The organism is Mucilaginibacter sp. 5C4, from assembly GCF_034345625.1.
GTDB lineage: Bacteria > Bacteroidota > Bacteroidia > Sphingobacteriales > Sphingobacteriaceae > Mucilaginibacter > Mucilaginibacter aurantiaciroseus.
In genome coordinates this window covers 423,027-442,506 of sequence record NZ_CP133775.1, presented here as the reverse complement: position 1 = coordinate 442,506, position 19,480 = coordinate 423,027, and the positions used below count along the sequence as shown (strand labels likewise).

Annotated in this window: 15 protein-coding genes; 6 read left to right on the top strand and 9 right to left on the bottom strand. The window is 44.0% G+C overall.

What is annotated here, in order from left to right:
• Positions 1-132 precede the first annotated feature (132 nt).
• The 3 genes from RHM67_RS01980 to mutY all read right to left on the bottom strand — a co-directional run bounded on the left by RHM67_RS01980 (position 133) and on the right by mutY (position 3,294).
• Positions 133-1,668 carry a serine hydrolase gene (locus RHM67_RS01980; protein WP_322230133.1) on the bottom strand — a complete coding sequence of 512 codons (1,536 nt, stop codon included), beginning with the start codon at positions 1,666-1,668 and terminating at the stop codon, positions 133-135.
• A gap of 136 nt (positions 1,669-1,804) precedes the next feature.
• The gene (locus RHM67_RS01975) at positions 1,805-2,227 is read right to left on the bottom strand and encodes a single-stranded DNA-binding protein (RefSeq protein ID WP_322230130.1); all 423 of its coding nucleotides are present in this window, start codon (positions 2,225-2,227) and stop codon (positions 1,805-1,807) included.
• Between the two features lie 23 nt (positions 2,228-2,250).
• Positions 2,251-3,294, bottom strand: coding sequence for an A/G-specific adenine glycosylase (gene mutY, locus RHM67_RS01970; RefSeq protein WP_322230128.1), 1,044 nt, complete (start codon positions 3,292-3,294; stop codon positions 2,251-2,253).
• A gap of 174 nt (positions 3,295-3,468) precedes the next feature.
• Between mutY and RHM67_RS01965 the strand changes: the two genes are divergently transcribed.
• From RHM67_RS01965 to radA, 4 genes are all read left to right on the top strand, one after another.
• A complete protein-coding gene (locus RHM67_RS01965; RefSeq protein ID WP_252758795.1) occupies positions 3,469-3,771 on the top strand; it encodes an HU family DNA-binding protein in 303 nt (100 codons plus the stop codon).
• Between the two features lie 5 nt (positions 3,772-3,776).
• The gene (locus RHM67_RS01960; RefSeq protein ID WP_322230125.1) at positions 3,777-4,628 is read left to right on the top strand and encodes a tetratricopeptide repeat protein; all 852 of its coding nucleotides are present in this window, start codon (positions 3,777-3,779) and stop codon (positions 4,626-4,628) included.
• Positions 4,629-4,855: 227 nt separating this feature from the next.
• Entirely contained in the window at positions 4,856-6,406 is a 1,551-nt protein-coding gene (locus RHM67_RS01955) for an Rne/Rng family ribonuclease (RefSeq protein ID WP_322230122.1), read from the top strand.
• A gap of 153 nt (positions 6,407-6,559) precedes the next feature.
• Positions 6,560-8,005: a DNA repair protein RadA gene (gene radA / locus RHM67_RS01950; RefSeq protein WP_322230120.1), complete on the top strand. Its 1,446-nt coding sequence runs from the start codon at positions 6,560-6,562 to the stop codon at positions 8,003-8,005.
• Positions 8,006-8,007: 2 nt separating this feature from the next.
• On the opposite strand, the gene RHM67_RS01945 is transcribed toward radA, so the two are convergent.
• The 3 genes from RHM67_RS01945 to RHM67_RS01935 form a co-directional block, all read right to left on the bottom strand.
• A complete protein-coding gene (locus tag RHM67_RS01945; RefSeq protein WP_322230118.1) occupies positions 8,008-9,246 on the bottom strand; it encodes a PP2C family protein-serine/threonine phosphatase in 1,239 nt (412 codons plus the stop codon).
• 88 nt (positions 9,247-9,334) lie between these two features.
• A complete protein-coding gene (locus tag RHM67_RS01940) occupies positions 9,335-10,465 on the bottom strand; it encodes a glycosyltransferase family 2 protein (protein WP_322230116.1) in 1,131 nt (376 codons plus the stop codon).
• On the bottom strand, positions 10,462-11,424 hold the full coding sequence (locus tag RHM67_RS01935; protein ID WP_322230114.1) for a lysylphosphatidylglycerol synthase domain-containing protein: 963 nt from the start codon (positions 11,422-11,424) through the stop codon (positions 10,462-10,464). The genes RHM67_RS01940 and RHM67_RS01935 overlap by 4 nt, the downstream gene beginning before the upstream one ends.
• Positions 11,425-11,678: 254 nt before the next feature.
• On the opposite strand from RHM67_RS01935, the gene RHM67_RS01930 reads away from it, so the two are divergent.
• Positions 11,679-12,890, top strand: a complete 1,212-nt coding sequence (locus RHM67_RS01930) for a PQQ-dependent sugar dehydrogenase (RefSeq protein ID WP_322230112.1) — start codon at positions 11,679-11,681, stop codon at positions 12,888-12,890.
• Between the two features lie 335 nt (positions 12,891-13,225).
• On the opposite strand, the gene RHM67_RS01925 is transcribed toward RHM67_RS01930, so the two are convergent.
• Both RHM67_RS01925 and dapF read right to left on the bottom strand, forming a co-directional pair.
• Positions 13,226-16,126, bottom strand: a complete 2,901-nt coding sequence (locus RHM67_RS01925) for a DEAD/DEAH box helicase (protein WP_322230110.1) — start codon at positions 16,124-16,126, stop codon at positions 13,226-13,228.
• 253 nt (positions 16,127-16,379) lie between these two features.
• The gene (dapF, locus tag RHM67_RS01920) at positions 16,380-17,165 is read right to left on the bottom strand and encodes a diaminopimelate epimerase (RefSeq protein ID WP_322230109.1); all 786 of its coding nucleotides are present in this window, start codon (positions 17,163-17,165) and stop codon (positions 16,380-16,382) included.
• Positions 17,166-17,350: 185 nt separating this feature from the next.
• Between dapF and RHM67_RS01915 the strand changes: the two genes are divergently transcribed.
• Positions 17,351-18,886 carry a Do family serine endopeptidase gene (locus RHM67_RS01915; protein ID WP_322230107.1) on the top strand — a complete coding sequence of 512 codons (1,536 nt, stop codon included), beginning with the start codon at positions 17,351-17,353 and terminating at the stop codon, positions 18,884-18,886.
• A gap of 138 nt (positions 18,887-19,024) precedes the next feature.
• On the opposite strand, the gene dtd is transcribed toward RHM67_RS01915, so the two are convergent.
• Positions 19,025-19,477 carry a D-aminoacyl-tRNA deacylase gene (gene dtd, locus RHM67_RS01910; RefSeq protein ID WP_322230103.1) on the bottom strand — a complete coding sequence of 151 codons (453 nt, stop codon included), beginning with the start codon at positions 19,475-19,477 and terminating at the stop codon, positions 19,025-19,027.
• Positions 19,478-19,480 lie beyond the last annotated feature (3 nt).

Here is a 19,480-nt window from a genome sequence, read left to right as displayed (position 1 = left end):
AAAATTAATAATAAATGGTGGCAATGTTTTGTCAGTAGTCAAATCTTTAAATATCTAATTATCTGTTATTTACAAATATTAGTATATGTGTTCATACCGTGAACGTGAACATTTTATCATCACCATGGGCGTCTATTTATCCACCTTTTTAAAATCGTAGGCGTTGTACTCTACAAAGTCGGCTACCTTAACGCGTACCCCGGTTACCTTGCCATCCACAACTGTGAATGGAAATATGGCTTTACCCAATACCGGATCGGAGAAGGTTACGTAGAAGCGGTTAGCGCCAAGGGGCTGCAAGCGGGCAAACATTTTGGGGTGGTGCTCAAAGCGGATCTCCAGGTCATTACCGGCATCGCCGGGGGTAATTTCCAGGCTGCCATACAGGTCGTTCACATACTTGCCGGTGTATTTGCCTGTAGATAGCTGCGGCTTCAGGTTCAGCAATGTGCTGTCGCGCATTTTCTTGTCAATAGCCTGGAAGTTGGTTGTATTCGCTTTATTATATCCCAAATAAGTATCGTTGTAATGGTTGTTTTTGTTTTTAAAGAAAGCATCCAAAATGTCCCAGCGCATGGCTTCGTAAAGGGAGTTTTGGTCGGTATTGGTTAGGATAACGATGCCCAGGTTCTCTTTAGGTACCAACGTAACCGATGATACATAACCGTTAACACCACCATCGTGCATTACCAGGCGGCGGCCGCTGTAATCCTGCAAAAACCAGCCAAGGCCGTACAGCTCAAAGCCTATTTCGCCGTTTAAGTGGCTTACGCTGCTTACAAAGTCCTGCGGTTGGCGGGTAGCAGCAATTGCAGCGGCGGGGATCACCTGTTTATTGCCCACCTTGCCATTATCAAGCAAGGCCATTACCCATTTACCCATATCTGTTGCGGATGAGCTGATACTTCCAGCAGGAGCCAGGCCATCAATGTTACAATACGGAATGGCTGATAGCCTGCCATCAATTAAGGTATGCGGAACAGTACGGTTAAGCGCTTTGGGCATTTCGGCAGTAAGGGCAAGGGTATTGGTCATCCCAAGCGGGGCAAAAATGCTTTCCTTTAAAAACACTTCCCATTGTTTGCCGGTAACCCTCGGTATGATCTCGCCAGCTGTTAAAAATGCCGAATTAGTATATCCCCATGTAGTACGGAAGGGATAAGTGGCCTTCATTTTACCCAGCTTTTCTATTACTTCGTGCCTGCTTAGGTTGGTATTATAAAAGGTAAAATCGCCCTGGAAGGTGCGGAAACCTAAACGGTGGCTCAGCAAATCTTTTACTATGGCCATTTCGCCTGCAGGCTTGTTCTCCAGCTTAAATTCGGGAATATATTTGGTTACCTTTTCATCAAGGGAGATCTTTTTTTCGGCCTGTAGCATAGCTAATGCAGTTGCCGTGAAGGCCTTGGTATTGCTGCCTATCATGAATAGCGTATTCTGATCTACTTTACCGGGTAGGCCAAGCTCTTTAATACCGTAGCCTTTAGCCAGTATAATTTTACCGTCCTTAACAATACAAACCGCTACGCCCGGGATGCGCCAGTTGGTGAGGGCTTTGTTAATGTATAGATCGAGACTGTCCTTAATAAATTTACTCCTGTCGATATTTTGGGCGTTAACGGTAGTAAAGCAAACAAGAGCGATAATAAGTAGAGATAATTTTTTCATGAAGGTATTTTACACAGGCTTTGAGGTGCTAATTTAACGCGGCATTATTTATTTGTAAAAAGATGGTATCGATCAATAAAATTTATGCTTCATCATTCGATATTCGTTATTTATCTAAAGATAGAATTATGATTGGTTAAAATGGAAGGTCGTCTGCATCATTGTTGCGGTAACCGTCGGTGTCTGATGTTTTAAGGGCTGGTTTAGCAGAGCTATCATTCTCAAAATCGGTTTTACGGCCCAGCATGGTAAAGTTCTCAGCAACTACTTCGGTAGTGTATTTTTTAATACCGTCTTTGTCTTCGAAAAAGCGTGTACGCAGCTTACCTTCTATATAAACCAGTTTGCCTTTTTGTAAAAACTTAGCTGCAACATCAGCAAGGCCGCGCCACATTACAATGTTGTGCCATTCGGTTTGTTCAACCTTACGGCCGTCTTTGTTAAATGTTTCAGACGTTGCTAACGGGAAACTTGCCACTGCAACCCCACCCTCTAAATGGCGTACTTCAGGGTCTTTTCCCAAATGCCCAACCAGTATTACTTTATTAATTCCAGACATGTTATAAATTAACGGAGAATTATTTAAAAATTAAAAAAATATTTTATAAATATAAAAATAGCTTTTGGGAGCGCTAAGTTTTCCAACTCTTCCACATCTGTAATAAACCAACTTTCCTGCAGTTTTTCGGGAAAATCTTTCAACACAAAAAACCTGATAAATAAATGCTGATGCGTTAATACATGCTTAATTACAGCCGAATTATCCTTTAAGGCAACATTCCGTCCAAAAACATTCATCTGCGGCAGGGCTAAAACCTCAACAGCCTCCATTAATTCAGGCGTTTCAATCAATGGCAAATCGTACATATTTGCCCAAATATCGCCCTCGCCGCGCTTGTTAATCAGGACCTTTTTACCATCAGAAATTAACATATAGTTAAAAAATCTCTTTCGGATTTTAACCGTCTTTAATTTCACAGGCAAATATCCAGTTGCGTTTGTTTTGAAAGCAACACACCCTACTCTTAAAGGGCAAATACCGCAGGCAGGTTTTTTTGGCTTGCACAGCATCGCCCCAAACTCCATCATGGCCTGGTTATGCGCTGCCGGTTGCTCCTTATTAAGCAGTCCATCCGCCATTTGCTGGAACATTTTTTTGCCTTTGGGCGAATTTATCGGCTCATCAACCCCAAAATATCGCGCCAGCACCCGGTAAACGTTACCATCTACAACCGCCCTCGCTTCGTTAGCCGAAAATGAGGAAATTGCGGCAGCTGTGTATTCGCCTATACCTTTAAGTTTTATCAGCTCATCATATTTTACCGGGAATACACCATTGTATTTTTCCTGAACCAGCTGCGCCGTCTTTAACATATTACGCCCTCGCGAGTAATAACCCAGTCCTTGCCATAATCGTAACACTTCGTCCTCGTGCGCTGCTGCAAAGGCAGTTACGGTTGGGTATCTTTCCGCAAAGCGATAAAAATAGGGCATACCCTGCTCTACGCGGGTTTGCTGTAATATAATTTCAGACAGCCATATTATATAAGCATCAGTAGTATTGCGCCAGGGCAGATCGCGTTTATTATTGTTATACCAGTTTACCAGTTCGGCATTAAAATTCATCTTCTGCAAAGTAACGCCTTATCATCTGAGTATCATAATTGTGGTTGAAAAATGCCCATTTTGCCCCCTTCGAAAAAAAATCTACTATTTATTTTATTCTTTAATTTTAAAGCGATACTTTTGCAACCCCAAAACAGTTAAGTATTTATACATTTAAATAAAAGAAAACAAGATATGACCAAGGCAGAAATTATAGCTGAAATCTCATCTAAAACAGGAATAGAAAAAGTGGACGTGCAGGAAACTGTTGAGGCGTTTTTCAAAGTAGTTAAAACCTCAATGGTTGGCGGCGAAAACGTATACGTAAGAGGTTTCGGTAGCTTTGTAGTTAAAAAGAGAGCTAAAAAAACAGCCCGTAACATTTCAAAAAACACTGCCATTATAATCCCTGAGCATTTTGTACCAAGTTTTAAACCGGCTAAAACTTTTGTTGAGAAAGTAAGAAGCGGTAACAAAACAACTAACGCAACCAAATAATTAGTATGAAAGTTAAACAGATAGTTGTAGTTGTAGCAGTAGTTGCTATTATGGGCTATTTGTATTCGTTACCGGTTAAGGGTTTGTCGCAAGCCAAAGAAGCAAAACGTGGCCAGGCTGCTGCGGGCGCTGCACCAATGGTTAAGGCAAACGCTAACATAAATGTGGCTACAGTATCAGCTTCGGCCAAGGTCAATATTGATGCTTCTGTTGCAAAACAAATAAGCACACTTGAAAATAAGCTTAAAACAGCAGGCGATGCTGACAAAGCTACCCTGAAAAGGCAAATAGCCAAAATATGGGATAGCGTTGCACAGCCCGCCCCGGCAGCTTTCTACTACCTGGATATTGCCCAAAAAAGCAATGCCATGGCAGATTGGTTAGACGCAGGTAAAGGTTTTAATGCTGCTTACAAGTTGTCGCAAGATACATCGGCACAGGGTACGTATATATTAAATGCAGTTGATGCATTTAAAAATGCTGCCAAACTACAGCCTGCCAGCCTTGAGGCCAAGACAGGTTTAGGTGTTGCTTATGTAAATGGCGGCGCTATGCCAATGCAGGGTATTTCACTTTTGCTTGATGTAGTAAAACAAGACCCTAATAACCACGACGCACTGCTAAATTTAGGCATGTTTGCCATGAAGAGCGGCCAGTACGAAAAAGCGGTTGACAGGTTTAAAACGCTTATTGCGCAAAAAGAAGAGCTTGAACCATACTTTTATTTAGCCGAAAGCTATAAGCAGCTGGGTAAAAAGAAAGAAGCGATTGCCGCTTATGAAAAATGCAAAGATATTATGGGCGACCCTTCTGCAGGGCAGCGCATTGATGAGTATATAAAGGAATTAAAGAAATAAATAATCACATTTAAACATTATTACTATGCCAAGCGGTAAAAAACGTAAGAGACATAAAATGGCTACCCACAAACGCAAAAAGCGTTTAAGAAAAAACAGACATAAGAAAAAATAGGCTACTTAGGTAGTTTATTACCCCGGCCTGTGCCGGGGTTTTTATGTGAGTTTTTTACCCACTTATTAACTCGCGGTGCAATTTTGCACCGTTTTAAGAAATGGAGTAGCAATTGATAAAAGAATTAATTATCGATTCATCCCCCAACGGGGCTACTATTGCATTATTACAGGACAAACAACTTGTAGAACTCCACAAAGAGCATATCACTAACAATTATACTGTTGGCGATATTTATTTAGGCCGCATTAAAAAAATTATGCCGAGCCTGAATGCCGCATTTGTGGACGTAGGTTATGAGAAGGATGCCTTTTTGCATTACCTTGATTTGGGGCCGCAGGTACAAAGCCTGCTTAAGCTTACAAAACAAGTACGTAGCGGTGGGTACCAATCGAAGCTTTTAGATAACTTTAAGCCGGAAGCTGATATTAACAAAGGGGGCAAGATCTCTGATGTAGTATCAAAAGGCCTGCTTGTACCTGTACAAATAGCCAAGGAGCCAATTTCAACAAAAGGCCCCCGCTTAAGTTCCGACCTCTCAATAGCAGGCCGGTATGTAGTACTTGTGCCTTTTTCTGAGGTGATATCTATCTCAAAAAAGATCAAGAGCAATACGGAACGCAACCGCCTGCGTAAGGTGGTTGAAAGCATTAAACCTAAGCATTTCGGCGTTATTATACGTACCGTATCTGAAGGTAAAGGTGTGCCCGAGTTGCAGAAGGATCTGTTAGACCTGATATCCAAATGGGAAACATTTGTTACCAAGCTGCATGGCACCGAACCTTCTAAAAAGGTTTTAGGTGAAATTGGCCGTACATCTACCATCCTGAGGGATATCTTAAACCCCGATTTTCAGCATATTTATGTGAATGAGCAGAGTATGTATGAAGAGGTTAGGTCGTACATACACGAGATATCTCCCGATTTAGAGGGCATTGTACGCTTGCATAAACACAAAGAGCCTATTTTTGAGCACCATGGTGTGGATAAGCAGATCAAATCGACCTTCGGGAAAACGGTAAACCTTGCCGGTGGCGCCTACCTGGTTATTGAGCATACAGAAGCCTTGCACGTTATTGACGTAAACAGCGGTAACCGTACAGCTAATAAAGAGAACCAGGAAGAGAACGCGTACCAGGTAAATAAGGAAGCCGCCAAAGAGATAGCACGCCAGTTGCGCCTGCGCGATATGGGTGGTATAGTGGTTGTCGATTTTATTGACATGCACAAGCCAACCAACCGTAAAGAGCTTTTTGATTACCTGAAAGCCCAAATGGCGGACGACCGTGCCAAGCATACCATTTTGCCGCCGAGCAAATTTGGCCTGATACAAATTACACGCCAGCGTGTAAGGCCCGAAATGAATATTGTTACCAGCGAGGTTTGCCCTGCTTGTGGCGGTACCGGTACTATAAGGCCAACAGTATTGCTGATAGATGATATTGAAACAAACTTCAATTACATACTTGAAGAGCAAAACGAGAAAAACATTACGCTTTGTGTACACCCGTACATTGAGGCATACATTAAAAAGGGGTTATTTAACCGCCAAATGAAATGGTACTTTAAATACAACCAATGGATAAAGGTGAAAAGCAACCCTGCTTACCAGATCACCGAGTTCCATTTCTTCTCTGCGAAAGACGAAGAGATTAAGTTATAAATTGCCCTAAGGCAGGTTTTTGAAAGAGCAGGTGTTAATAGCATCTGCTCTTTTTTGTTTCTAACACTCTATAAAGCCACCCTATTTGCAGCATTCATTTATAATTGCTAATTTTATTGGCAAAACGGTTGTACTTCTAAATCAAATATCAAATTGGCTAAATCTAAAATCGCTTATTTCTGTCAAAGCTGTGGTTACGAATCGGCCAAGTGGCTGGGTAAATGCCCAAGCTGCCAGCAATGGAATACTTTTGTTGAAGAAATTTTAGAAAAATCGAACGCATCTGTACCCAACTGGAAGGCAAGCCCTGCATCATCGCAACGTGCCAACAAGCCGGTTGAGGTGGGCGAAATCACTTTTAAAGAAGAACATCGCCTGCTTACGCCCGATAAAGAATTTAACCGGGTATTAGGTGGTGGCATTGTAGCCGGTTCATTAGTTTTAATAGGAGGCGAACCGGGTATTGGTAAATCAACCCTGATGCTGCAGCTGGCGCTTAATATGCCTAATGTAAAAGTGCTATACGTATCCGGCGAGGAAAGCGACCACCAGATAAAGATGCGTGCGGAGCGTTTGGTGTCATTAGATACCCAACAGGAACGGGCAAAGAATAAAGAATTAAAAGAGGAATTTGGAAAAGGATGTTTCATCCTGACCGAGACCTCAACCCAAAACATATTTAAGCAGATAGAGGAATTACAGCCGGATATCCTGGTGATAGATTCTATCCAAACCTTGCACTCATCGCATGTGGAATCAACCCCGGGTAGTGTATCGCAAGTGAGGGAATGTACTGCCGAGCTTTTGCGTTTTGCTAAGGAGACATCTACCCCGGTATTTTTAATTGGTCACATTACCAAGGATGGCATGATAGCCGGACCAAAAATATTGGAACACATGGTTGATACCGTACTGCAGTTTGAAGGCGACCGCCACCACGTTTACCGCATATTGCGCACCATCAAAAACCGTTTCGGCTCATCATCAGAGATCGGCATATACGAGATGTTGGGCGAGGGCTTGCGCGAGGTGTCTAATCCATCAGAGATCTTATTATCCCAACGGGACGAACCCTTAAGCGGCATCACCATATCGGCCACGTTAGAGGGCTTGAGGCCAATGCTGATAGAAACCCAGGCGTTGGTGAGCACATCCGCTTACGGAACGCCCCAGCGAACCGCTACGGGCTTTGACACCAAACGAATGAGCATGCTGCTGGCCGTATTAGAAAAACGCTGTGGTTTCCGCCTTGGTGCTAAAGACGTATTCCTTAATATCACCGGTGGCATCCGTGTAGAGGACCCCGCTATTGATCTGGGCCTGGCAGCGGCAATTATCTCCTCGCACGAGGATATCCCCATTCCGGCAAAAACCTGTTTCGCGGGTGAGATAGGTTTATCGGGCGAGATCCGTGCCGTTAACCGCGTGGAACAGCGAATAGCCGAAGCGCAAAAGCTTGGCTTCGAGCAGATCTTTATCTCTAAATACAATATGCCAACCGCCGCGAAAGATAAAAAACGGCTCGACCTGTCGCGTTATACCATCGATGTGAAAGTTGTGGGCAGGATAGAAGAGGTGTTTGGGTTGTTGTTCGGGTAGGCCTAAGAGATCCGCAACGTCAGCAACGTTATATCATCAATAGGTTTACCTTTTACAACCTGGTTAATGTGGTTCATCAGGGCCTCGTTAAACTCGTCGGGGGTAAGTTCGCCATTGGCTATCACAAATTCAAGCAGCTTTTCCTCACTCCAGTTTTTGGCGTTTTGCGATTCGTGATCCATTAAACCATCAGTATAATTAAATAGCAGGCTGCCCGGCTCCAGGTCAAGTTCGCCTTCGTTTAAAAATGGCAATTCATCAAAGGCGCCTATCATTGTGGTACCCAGTTTCAGCGGGATGGCTTCCCCGTTCGAATATAATATAGTTGGATTATGGCCCGCGTTAATATAGTTAAGCTTACGGGTACGCTCGTTATACTTGGCCAAAAACAGCGTTATAAAACGCTCGCCTTTGGTATTCCTGATCATAATTTTGTTTAACCGCTCCACAACCGTAGTTAGGTCTTCTTCTATCGCCGCCAGGCCATGCAGGCTTGCCTGGAAATTTGCCATCAGCAACGCAGCAGAAATCCCTTTGCCCGATACATCGGCAACGCACCATAAAAATTCGGCTTCGTTAATGCGGAAAAAATCGAAATAATCGCCTCCTATGTCCTGGTGGGGCAGGTAACGGGCACCAACCTCTACGCTGTCTTCTTTATGCTCCCTAAGCGGTATCAGCATGTTCTGCACTTCAACAGCCAGTTCCATTTCGCGCTGAAAACGTTCGGCTTGCAGGCGTTCGCGAAAAAGTTTTTTGTTTTCTAACGCCACCACAATAACGTTGATCAATGTCTGGATAAAGTTCAGGTCATTGTTCAACATATCGCCCGAGGTATTAAAATCTCCGATGAGCGCGAACGCTAAAGCTTTGTTTTTGTGGTAAATAGGGATAAAATAATTATACCTGCTTAATATCTTATCGGCATGGCTGGTAAGCTCGGCAGGGGCTTTAATTTTACTTAAATGCTCCCAGAGGTGGTTTAGGGTAACGGCGCTTTCGATCTCGCCGCCATATTTAGAGATACAGCTGTATGCGCCATCCTTTTCTATCAGGAAACGGAATTTTCCTACCTGTAAATAGTTTTTGAGGATAACCTCCAGCATTTGGATTAATGTTGAGGTTGAGGTGTTCTTGTTTATAGCCCTTGTTACTTCCAAAAGGGAATTCAACTCAGACTGCCTTTTAAGCAGCAGTCTGATCAATTCATCTTCGCCAGAACTATCGTTGTTATTTTGCATTATTAAATTAGGCAGCGTAAAATAGCGAAATATTCCTTTTTTAAAGGATATGTATCGCTTTTTTTAACCGATGGGAAATTTGCCAATGCTATTTAACAATACGCCCCTTCCAGGCATATTTGCGGGTATTGCCAATAAGGCCTACATATACAAAGTAAATGATGTGGATGGGGCCAAGTAATATAAGCAGGCTCACTAAATTAGAGCGCCTAAAAAAGGCTGTGATAGGTAATAAAAAAGCCACCTCTATCAAATACTTTAACAGGAACTGCACCAAAAAAAGCTTCAGATAAACAAGGCTGTAAAAGCTTAATCCCGCATTTACCAGCAGCGACAGGTTGAAGAGCCAGATACAAACAGCCAGCGCTACCACCTTTTTATCTTTATAACGGGTAGATTTTGACGCCCACCTGCGCCTTTGCTGCAAAAAACCCTGCAAGGTATGTTTGGCATGGGTAAATACCACCGCATCCCGGTTTTTAAAGAACGCTATCTTTTGCGGATAAACCTCTGCCACCTTTTGCAGCAGCAACTCGTCATCGCCGGAGGCAAGATCATCTATCCCTTTAAAGCCCCCAACCTCATAAAACACATCTTTACGGTAAGCAAAATTAGCCCCGTTACAGGTTGATGCACGGCCATTACCTATAAAAGCCGCGCCAATACCTATCAGATAGGAAAACTCCAGGGTTTGTAAAAGCTCGAACAGGCTTTTCTCTTCAAAGTAAGTTACCGGCGACGAGATCATTACCGGCTGGTGCATTTCGTAATAACCAACTACAGATGACAGCCATTTTGTACCCATGCGGCAATCGGCATCGGTACAAACCATTAGTTCGCCTTGCGACAGGGCAATGGCTTCGGCAATGGCCTTTTTCTTATAAGAGTTTAGTGGTTTATCCTCGTTAAGCTGTAAAAGCTTTACGCCCTGTGCGGCATAACTGCGAATGATGTTAGCGGTATCATCGGTAGAGTGGTCATCTACGATAATAATTTCGGTAAGCTGTTTAGGGTAATCCTGAGCGATGATATCGTCTATGGTTAGGCGAATGCGTGCGGCCTCGTTACGCGCGGCAATAAGGATAGTAACTTTGGTTGTAAAGCCGGATGTGCTGATGGGTGGGCGTTTTAACGCGGCCCATCCCCTTATGAGGTAGGCAACAACTAACAGGTACAGGCCCGTAAGTAATAAAGAGATAATGCTATACAGTGCGGTCAAAAAAACTTCATTTTAAAAACAAATACTGAACCTATTATGGCAGGGATGATGAGGTTAATTAACCAGATACACGATACCGCTGCAATTATAGCTATTTGCTGGTTGGTTATATATAAAAACAGGTGCATTGCCGTAAAACTTCGTACCCCAATGTCTAAAAGATCGAGCGATGGTATTGCCGACTGGATAAAAAGGAACACAAATACGGTTAACATCATCTCTGCAAACGGGATAGTAGGCAATAGCAAATGGATGATCAAATAATACTGGAACGAGAATACAAAAAAACGGGCAAGGCTATAGCCAATTACCACCAAAAGTTCGTTCATGTTATATCGCCCCATTATCTCAAAAAAGCGATGATACTTTTTAAGGAACCCAATTTTATCAAGCAAACCCACCAGCCATTTAATGTTGAAATAAAACACCAAAAACAGGCCTAAAAATACCGCAGACAGTGCCAAAAGCGACAGGTAAAGCCAGATATTAACATCCAAAAAATAATAAATGAACCACAAAGAAGCGGTTATGCCCACGAGGTTAGTGATCACGTTTTGGGCGAATGCACCAACGGCCATGGCAAACACACCGTGGATGCGTTTACGGTTTGGCAGGAACATTACGCGGCCGCCATACTCGCCAATACGATTGGGGGTAAAAACAGCCCAGGTAAGCCCGCAAAAAACTGCTTCAACAGCTACCCAGATAGAAATTTTTGTTAACTTTTTGGCAAGGTACTGCCATTTAAGGCTCTCCAGAAACCAATTTATAGCCATAAGCAACACCACTGCCAATAGCGTGTAAATGACCTGGTTTCGGCTGATGACAGCTATTAATGCCTCGAATTGTTTAAGGCTATCATTCTTTCCTAAAAACTTATTGTATATAAACAGGCCCGCTAAAACAAGTATGGTTGCTTTAATAAGGTACGAAACTGTTTTTTTTGCGGAGGCTGTCAATCTTAAAATTTGTGCAATGTTACAAAAAGCAAGCTATAAGCGGGGAGTAATAGGTAGTAATTTTAACCATGCTTTTAAAATTGTGCTAATATGCTGTTAATACAGGCGGCAAATAGTTTTGTTTGTGGCCATGCCCCCCCCTAAAGAAAATGAATTGATATATTGCGCCTGCCTTAACCCCTAAAAGGTATTTTATATGTTACCAACGCCTGCCATTAAAACCAAATATGGTATAACTTTAAAACTATTTACTTATGATGATGCACTATAAAAAAGCTTTATTGCTGATGGGTTTATCTGCCACTATATCGGCAGGTTATGCTGCGCAGCGCGATACCACGCTTGCACCGGTAGAAACCCAAAACCCCAACAGTACTTATAAACCTGCGTTCCGCGGGCAAACACGGATAGGTGGCATAAAAACAAAAACGCCATACACTGCAAGGGTAATAAACAGCACCTTAAAAAACCCATGGGGCATCCACGTATTGCCCGACGGCCGCTTTTTGGTAACCGAAAAGGGTGGCACCATGCGCATACTAAAAGCAACCGGCGACTTTGATAAACAAATAGCCGGTTTACCAGCGGTAGTTGCTAAAGGCCAGGGCGGTTTGCTGGATGTAACCATCGACCCGGCATTTGCCACTAACCGCATGATCTACTGGGGATATGCCGAACAAGCCGATGGTGGTTCGTTACTGGCTATTGCCAAAGGCAAGTTATCGGCAGATGAAAGTAAGGTAGAAAATGTAGAAGTGATCTATCGCGCCACGCCTGCTTATAAAGGCACTTTGCAATATGGCAGCCGCATTGTGTTTGATAAACAAGGCAACCTGTTTATCAGTACGGGCGAACGCAGCGGCAACGATATCCGCATGAAAGCGCAGGACCTGAGCGCCGGCATCGGTAAAATCATCCACATCACCAAAGCGGGTAAAGCCGTTGCAGGTGGCCCGTTTACGGGTAAAGCCAACGCCCTGCCCGAGGTTTATGCATACGGCATCCGCAACCCCGATGGCCTGGCCTGGAACCCGGCAACCGGCGAACTTTGGGAAGCGGAATTTGGCCCACGCGGGGGCGATGAGATCAACATCATAAAACCGGGACGTAACTTTGGCTGGCCTGTAGTTACCTATGGTATTGAATACAGCGGCGAAAAAGTAGGCGACGGCATCCAGCAAAAAGTAGGCGTTACCCAACCAATTTATTACTGGGACCCAACTATATCGCCGGGCGGCATCACCTTTTACACCGGCAATATCGCCGAGTGGAAAAACAACCTGTTTGTGGCTGGCTTAAGCGGCCAGCACATTGCAAGGCTGGTTATCCGCGCTAATAAAGTAGTTGGCGAAGAGCGTTTGCTAAAAGATAAGAACGAACGCTGGCGTGCCCTGGTAACCGGTAAAGATGGCGCCCTTTACGGGTTGACCGATAGCGGCAAGCTTTATAGGATAGGGAAGAAATAATTTAGATATGATCAAGGCTGATGTTTTCATCAGCCTTTTTTGTTGGCTAAGTTTTTTAAACACCATCCTTAGCGAGGGAGACGATGGATGGTGTGATGGCAGGGTGGCTTTCTAAGGGCGTTTAAAGGGCGTTAACAAGGCGCAGAAAGCCCTCCCTAATCCTCCTTGGGGAAGGAAATGTTACTATAATATTTAAACATAAAATGGTGGCACGATACTGTCACCATTTGAATTTAAGAATACCTGATAATGAGCTATTTATAAAAAACCCTCTGTGTTCACAATCGTGAACGTGAACATTTTACAAAGCCGGGCGCAGAAATTGACTTAAGGCACTACCCCAATATCTCCTTAATATCATCCGCGGTAAGCGATTTGATGAAACTGTCCTCGGTGGTGATCAACGCGCGGGACAGGCTTAGTTTGCGTTGCTGCAGGGCCAGGATCTTTTCTTCTACGGTGTCTTTAGTGATGAATTTGTAGATGAATACGTTCTTAGTTTGGCCGATGCGGTGCGTGCGGTCAATAGCTTGCTGCTCAACAGCAGGGTTCCACCATGGGTCCAGGATAAAAACGTAATCGGCTTCCGTTAGGTTGAGGCCTACGCCACCTGCTTTAATAGATATTAAGAACACTCTTGTCTTTTTATCCTCCTGGAACTGTTTTACCACGTCGCCACGGTTTTGCGTGCTGCCATCCAGGTAAACATATGGGATGCCTTCCTTATCAAAATGGTTGCGGTATATGGTCAACTGCTTTACAAACTGCGAAAACACCAGCACCTTGTGCCCGCCGTTTAAAACATTGGTAAGGGTGTGGGTAACGTTCTCAAATTTGCCGCTATCGCCTTCGTAGTCCGCATCTATCATAGATGGGTGGTTGGCGATCTGGCGCAATTTTATCAAGCCCTGCAACACCTGGATCTGGGTTTTGGCGTAGGTACCATCCTCAATGCTGCGTAGCAATTCATTCCGGTATTCCGATTTTACTTTGTCGTATACCTCGGCTTGCTCCTCGCTCATCTGGCAGTACAGCAAGGTTTCGGTTTTTGGAGGAAGCTCGGTGGCTACCTGCTCCTTAGTACGGCGCAATACAAAAGGCTTGATGATGGCCTGCAGCTTGCGGGCTTTGTCTTCGTCCTTCTTCTTTTCTATCGGCGTAACAAATTCGTTTATAAAAAACTGCTGCGTACCTAATAAGCCGGGGTTAATGAACGACATCTGTGTCCAAAGATCATTCACCGAGTTCTCTACAGGCGTACCGCTCAGGATCAGTTTAAAACGCGATTTTAATTGCCTTACCGACTGGAATGATTTCGAAGAAGGGTTTTTAATGTTCTGGCTCTCATCCAATATTACATAATCGAAAAAGTAGGCCTTAAACATTTCGATGTCTATCCGGCTGATGCCGTAAGTGGTGATCACCACATCATAATTGGCAAAAACCTCTACCGATTTATAACGGAACGCCCCGGTGTGCACCATCAACCTCAATTGCGGCGCGAATTTTTTAGCCTCGTTAAGCCAGTTATAGATCAGCGAGGTTGGCATGATCACCAACGATGTGGCTTTGCTTCCTACTTCCTCGGTATCTTCCTTATGTTTTTGCAGCAGGGCAAGCGTCTGGATGGTTTTACCAAGTCCCATATCATCCGCCAGGCATCCGCCAAAGTGGTATTCCTTTAAAAAATGGAACCAGTTGTAACCCGCCTTTTGATACGGGCGCAAACTACCGGCAAAATTTACCGGCATAGGTACATCTTCGGTTTCTTCAAAATCGGTAAGTTTTTGCAGCTTGCGGGTCATGGCAACTTCGGCCATTTCGCCGTCGCTTAGGTCATTAACTAAACCTATATGGTGCCTACGGAGCTTTAATTCATCGCCACCCTCGCTAAAATGCAGCAGGTTGCCGTATTGCGAGAACCAGCTTTCGGGGATAACGGCTATCTCGCCCGATGGGAGTATAAATTCTTTTTTATAGCTGAGGATATGATTTTTTAGCTGGATGAACGGGATGCGATACGGGCCAAAGTAAACCACGGCGTTGATATCAAACCAGTCGTTATTCTCACTTATCTCCAGGTCTATTTTGGTATTACCGAATACGTAGCGCTTTTGTCCATCGGGTTGTTCCAGTTCAAAGCCTTTTTCAATTAGCGCGTCGTGATGCTGATTAAGCCACTCAAAAACGGGAAACGAGCGGTCGCCCTCCTCGTGATGGTTGGCAACTTCCAAATTTTGGAATAAAGATGAAACGGTTTTTAGCCCCATAGCTTCTAACTGCGCCAGTTTGCCTTTCTCCCAGGTTACTGAGCGTTTGATGCGATGGAACAGGTAATCGTCGCCTGTTTTCTCCATGCGTACGGAAATTGTCCTGCCATCCCCGTAAGGGAAAATATAACCGGCATATTTAAAATATAGTTGCAGCTGCGATGTGCCGCCCTCTACGTAAATAGGTTTCAGGAAAGCGGTTGCCTCATGCTTCTCAGTATTGATGGTAAACCCTTCGGCGTAAACGTTATGCTTTTCTATCAGCGGGGCAACAAACTTTTCGAAGTATGATTGCTCGGATGATTTTGGGATGGAGATAAATCGTTTATTAAGAAAGGGCTGTAGCTTTTTACCTTCTATCTCTTTATCAAAATAATACAGCGTGTCGTCCAACAGCATCCAGGCAGGGTGGTTGCAAATAACCTCGGCATCTTTAAACATAAATTCGATACGCATGCCCTGGTATTTGATGGTAGGGAAGTAGCGGATCTCCTCTTCGTTGCGCCTAAAGTGGAATAGCACCGAAGCGGGCTCATCTGCAATATGCACCTTACGGCCGGCTGGGTAGCCCTCCTTGCTCATTAGGTATATCTGCTTGTTACCGCTGCCTATCAAGGCCAATGCCTCTACCAGTTTCTTTTCAATTTTTGGGCGGATGGTATCAAAAAGCTGGTCGGTAAATACCTTCGCAAAAAACTCGAACGGGCGAATGGGTTTCTTATAATATTTTTTGATGATGTTACCCTGCTCAATTTCCTCCAGTATCTTAATGAGTTTACGGTCGGTATCATCAATGCAATGAGTAAATTCCTCGGCCGTGTTTGAGAATAAGCGCTGGTGGGTAAAAGAAAACTCACCGTTGGGGTTCAGCTGAACAATATGCGGCTCTATAACGTACGACAGGTAATCGTGCCGGGCAATGGCATAAATTATTTGGCAAGGTTTGGTGCTGTCTACGCGTAACATTAACTCCTAATAGATAAAAAATTATTAGAAGTTACGCTGAGAAAAAATCCAAACGTAATGTAAAATATTTATACCCGAAAACTTTCGGGTATAAATATTTTAGTGAGTAGTTAATTGGGTGAATAGTGATTGGCTTATACGAACGTCATTGCTGCGAGCGATAGCGTGGCAATCTTCGATAGACTTGTCTGCGGCTCTGTAAGTAGGGGATTGCCACGCTATCGATCAATGACGGGCGAAAAGGCATTGTTCTTTACATCTCTATCTCCCCGTCAAAAACCAGCTCTGCAGGCCCTTCTAAGAAGATATTGCTGAATTTTTCGCCATCGTGATCGAAGCGGATGTTGAGGTCGCCGCCTAATACTTTTATAGGGGTGGTAACGGAGCCTGTTTGGTGATTATGTTTAGCCATGGCCAGTGCTACAGCGGTAACGCCAGTACCGCAAGCATAAGTTTCGTTCTCTACGCCACGCTCAAAGGTGCGTACAAAGTACCCTTCGCCGCTTTTTTCTACAAAATTTACGTTGATGCCATCCTGTTTGTAAGTTGGGTTGTTGCGAATGGCGTATCCTTCGCTATAAACATCCTTAACTTCCAAATTGGTGGCTAATTTTACGTAATGTGGCGATCCTGTATTAAGGACATAAGCTTCGCCATCTTTACCAACATCGGCAACATCTATCATTTGCAAACTAACCCAATTACCGGCATCTGAAATTTTGGCATGGTGGATACCATCCGTAGCCAGAAATTTTGTCGCATTGGCAATGATGCCCAGGTGTTTGGCAAAGGCTACGATGCAACGCCCGCCATTACCACACATGCTGCCCTCGTTGCCGTCGGCATTATAGTAAACCATCTTAAAATCAAAACCCGGCTCGTTCTCTAATAGCATCAACCCATCGCCACCAATGCCAAAACGCCTGTCGCATAGTTTTGCAACAGCCTGTTTGTCAAGGTTTTTTAAGGCGCTGTCGCGATTATCGATCAATACAAAATCGTTGCCGGCACCCTGGTATTTATAAAAATTTATTTGCACAATGGTTGCTTATATTAGTCGTTAAATATCAAAGTATAACTATATATGACAAATATAGCCCGATGACTCCCTTAATTTAACAATTTTTAACAAAATTACATATACCTTATTATTGATTATATCGTATATATGGTATTAAATTTGAACTCCAATATTAATAACGTAAAAGAAAAGTGATTAAAAATATGAAAAAAATTGGTTTAACATTATTAACCGCCTTTGTGGGTGGTGCCATGGCGTTAGGCGTATACAAACTTGTAGAAAACAAGTATGCCGACAGCATGAGTTTAGAGGATAAACAAAAAGTTTACTTCGCCAGCAACCGTTTAAATGTGCCTGTTACCTCGTCTGCCGGTTCGGTAGATTTTACACAGGCCGCGGCAGATGTAACGCCCGCAGTAGTTTATATCCGCACAACGTATTCTACAAAATCGGAAGGTAACGGTCAGCAGGACCAACTGGAGCAGATGTTTGGGCAGATGTTCGGCCAGCGCATGCGCCCGCAAGGCCCGCAAATGGCTTCCGGCTCGGGTGTAATTATTTCTCCTGATGGTTACATCGTTACCAACAACCACGTGGTTGCTAAAGCGGAGAAGATCACCATCGTTACCAATGATCACCGCAGCTTTGAAGCAAAAGTGATTGGTACCGACCCAAATACAGATCTTGCCCTAATCAAAATTGACGGCAAGAACCTGCCAATTGTAAAATTGGGTAACTCTGACGCGGTACGTGTTGGCGAGTGGGTATTAGCTGTTGGTAACCCTTTTAAACTTAACTCAACCGTTACAGCGGGTATCGTAAGCGCAAAAGGCCGTAGCATCAATATCATAGGCCGCGAAGATGACGAGGACAGCCCATACCCTGTTAGGCAGCAGGACAGCCCTACGCTTAGAAAAGGTATCGAATCTTTTATCCAGACAGATGCAGCTATTAACCCCGGTAACAGCGGTGGCGCATTGGTGAATACTGCTGGTGAGCTTATCGGTATCAACGCCGCTATCGCATCGCATACGGGTTCATACGAAGGGTATGGTTTCGCTATCCCTATCAACCTGGCTAAAAAGGTACTGAACGATATTAAAAAATACGGTACTGTTAAACGTGGTTACGTAGGTATCGGCTTTGCCGACCTAAGCGACCCGGAAGCGGCTAAACAAGTTAACAGCGATAAAACAAATGGGTTGTATGTAACCAGCTTGGTAACAGGTGGCGGTGCAGTACAAGCAGGTGTTAAAGCCGGCGATATCATCACCAAAGTGGAAGGTAACCCGGTTTACGAATCATCTGACCTGCAAGAGCGCGTTGCACGTTTGCAACCGGGCGATAAAATAAATATTACTGTTTTACGTGAAGGTGTTGAAAAGAATTTCAACATCAACCTAAAAGCAGAAGCACCGGTAAATAAAACAGCAGCGGTTTCAAAATCAGCAGCCGAGTTGTTTAACAAACTGGGCGCAAGCTTCCAGCCGTTAAATGCAGCGCAAAAATCTAAGTTTAAAGTAAGCACGGGTGTTGTGGTAACCCAGGTACGTGCAGGTGGTATTTTTGATGATACCGAGATCCCGGTAGGTTCGGTTATTACGTCTATCAACAAGCAGCCTATCAGCAGTGTTGCCGATATGGACAGGGTGATCACCAGCCTAAAAAATGGCCGACTTATCATCACCGGTTACTACCCCGATGGTGGCAGCTTCAGCAATGTTTTTGAGGTTCAATAGTTATAAAAATTAGTATTATTTTAAAGGCCGGGGCGAATGCTCCGGCCTTTTTTGCGCCTCACCCCAGCCCTCTCCTTTGGAGAGGAAGGAAAAGCAAATCTTAAGCCCTCTCCTTTAGAGAGGCTTTGGGTGAGGCTGTTATTCCTTGTTCTTCGTATCAATCGTAATGGTCACCGGGCCATCGTTAACCAGGCTCACTTTCATATCGGCACCAAAAATACCTGTGGCTATTTTTTTGCCGGTGATGGTTGCCAGCGTTTGTATCATTTGCTCATACATCGGGATAGCTTTATCCGGCTTTGCCGCGCGGATGAATGACGGGCGGTTACCCTTTTTTGTTTGAGCAAATAAGGTAAATTGTGAGATGAGGAGGATTTCTCCATTAATATCAGCAAGGGCTTTATTCATCAACCCATTCTCGTCGCTAAACACACGCAAGCCGGTTATCTTTTGGGCAAGCCATTGCAGGTCTTCATCGGTATCGGCGTCTTCAATGCCCAACAACACCAAAAAACCAATACCAATTTCCCCGGTAATATTGCCATCAACCTTGCATGATGCTTCTGAAACCCGTTGTATTACTGCTCTCATAGA

Bases quoted from the DNA above. Each gene is read 5' to 3' on its own strand.
- RHM67_RS01980 (WP_322230133.1), bottom strand. From the start codon at position 1,668: ATGAAAAAATTATCTCTACTTATTATCGCTCTTGTTTGCTTTACTACC.
- RHM67_RS01975 (WP_322230130.1), bottom strand. From the start codon at position 2,227: ATGTCTGGAATTAATAAAGTAATACTGGTTGGGCATTTGGGAAAAGAC.
- mutY (WP_322230128.1), bottom strand. From the start codon at position 3,294: ATGAATTTTAATGCCGAACTGGTAAACTGGTATAACAATAATAAACGC.
- RHM67_RS01965 (WP_252758795.1), top strand. From the start codon at position 3,469: ATGACCAAGGCAGAAATTATAGCTGAAATCTCATCTAAAACAGGAATA.
- RHM67_RS01960 (WP_322230125.1), top strand. From the start codon at position 3,777: ATGAAAGTTAAACAGATAGTTGTAGTTGTAGCAGTAGTTGCTATTATG.
- RHM67_RS01945 (WP_322230118.1), bottom strand. From the start codon at position 9,246: ATGCAAAATAACAACGATAGTTCTGGCGAAGATGAATTGATCAGACTG.
- RHM67_RS01930 (WP_322230112.1), top strand. From the start codon at position 11,679: ATGATGATGCACTATAAAAAAGCTTTATTGCTGATGGGTTTATCTGCC.
- RHM67_RS01925 (WP_322230110.1), bottom strand. From the start codon at position 16,126: ATGTTACGCGTAGACAGCACCAAACCTTGCCAAATAATTTATGCCATT.
- RHM67_RS01915 (WP_322230107.1), top strand. From the start codon at position 17,351: ATGAAAAAAATTGGTTTAACATTATTAACCGCCTTTGTGGGTGGTGCC.
- dtd (WP_322230103.1), bottom strand. From the start codon at position 19,477: ATGAGAGCAGTAATACAACGGGTTTCAGAAGCATCATGCAAGGTTGAT.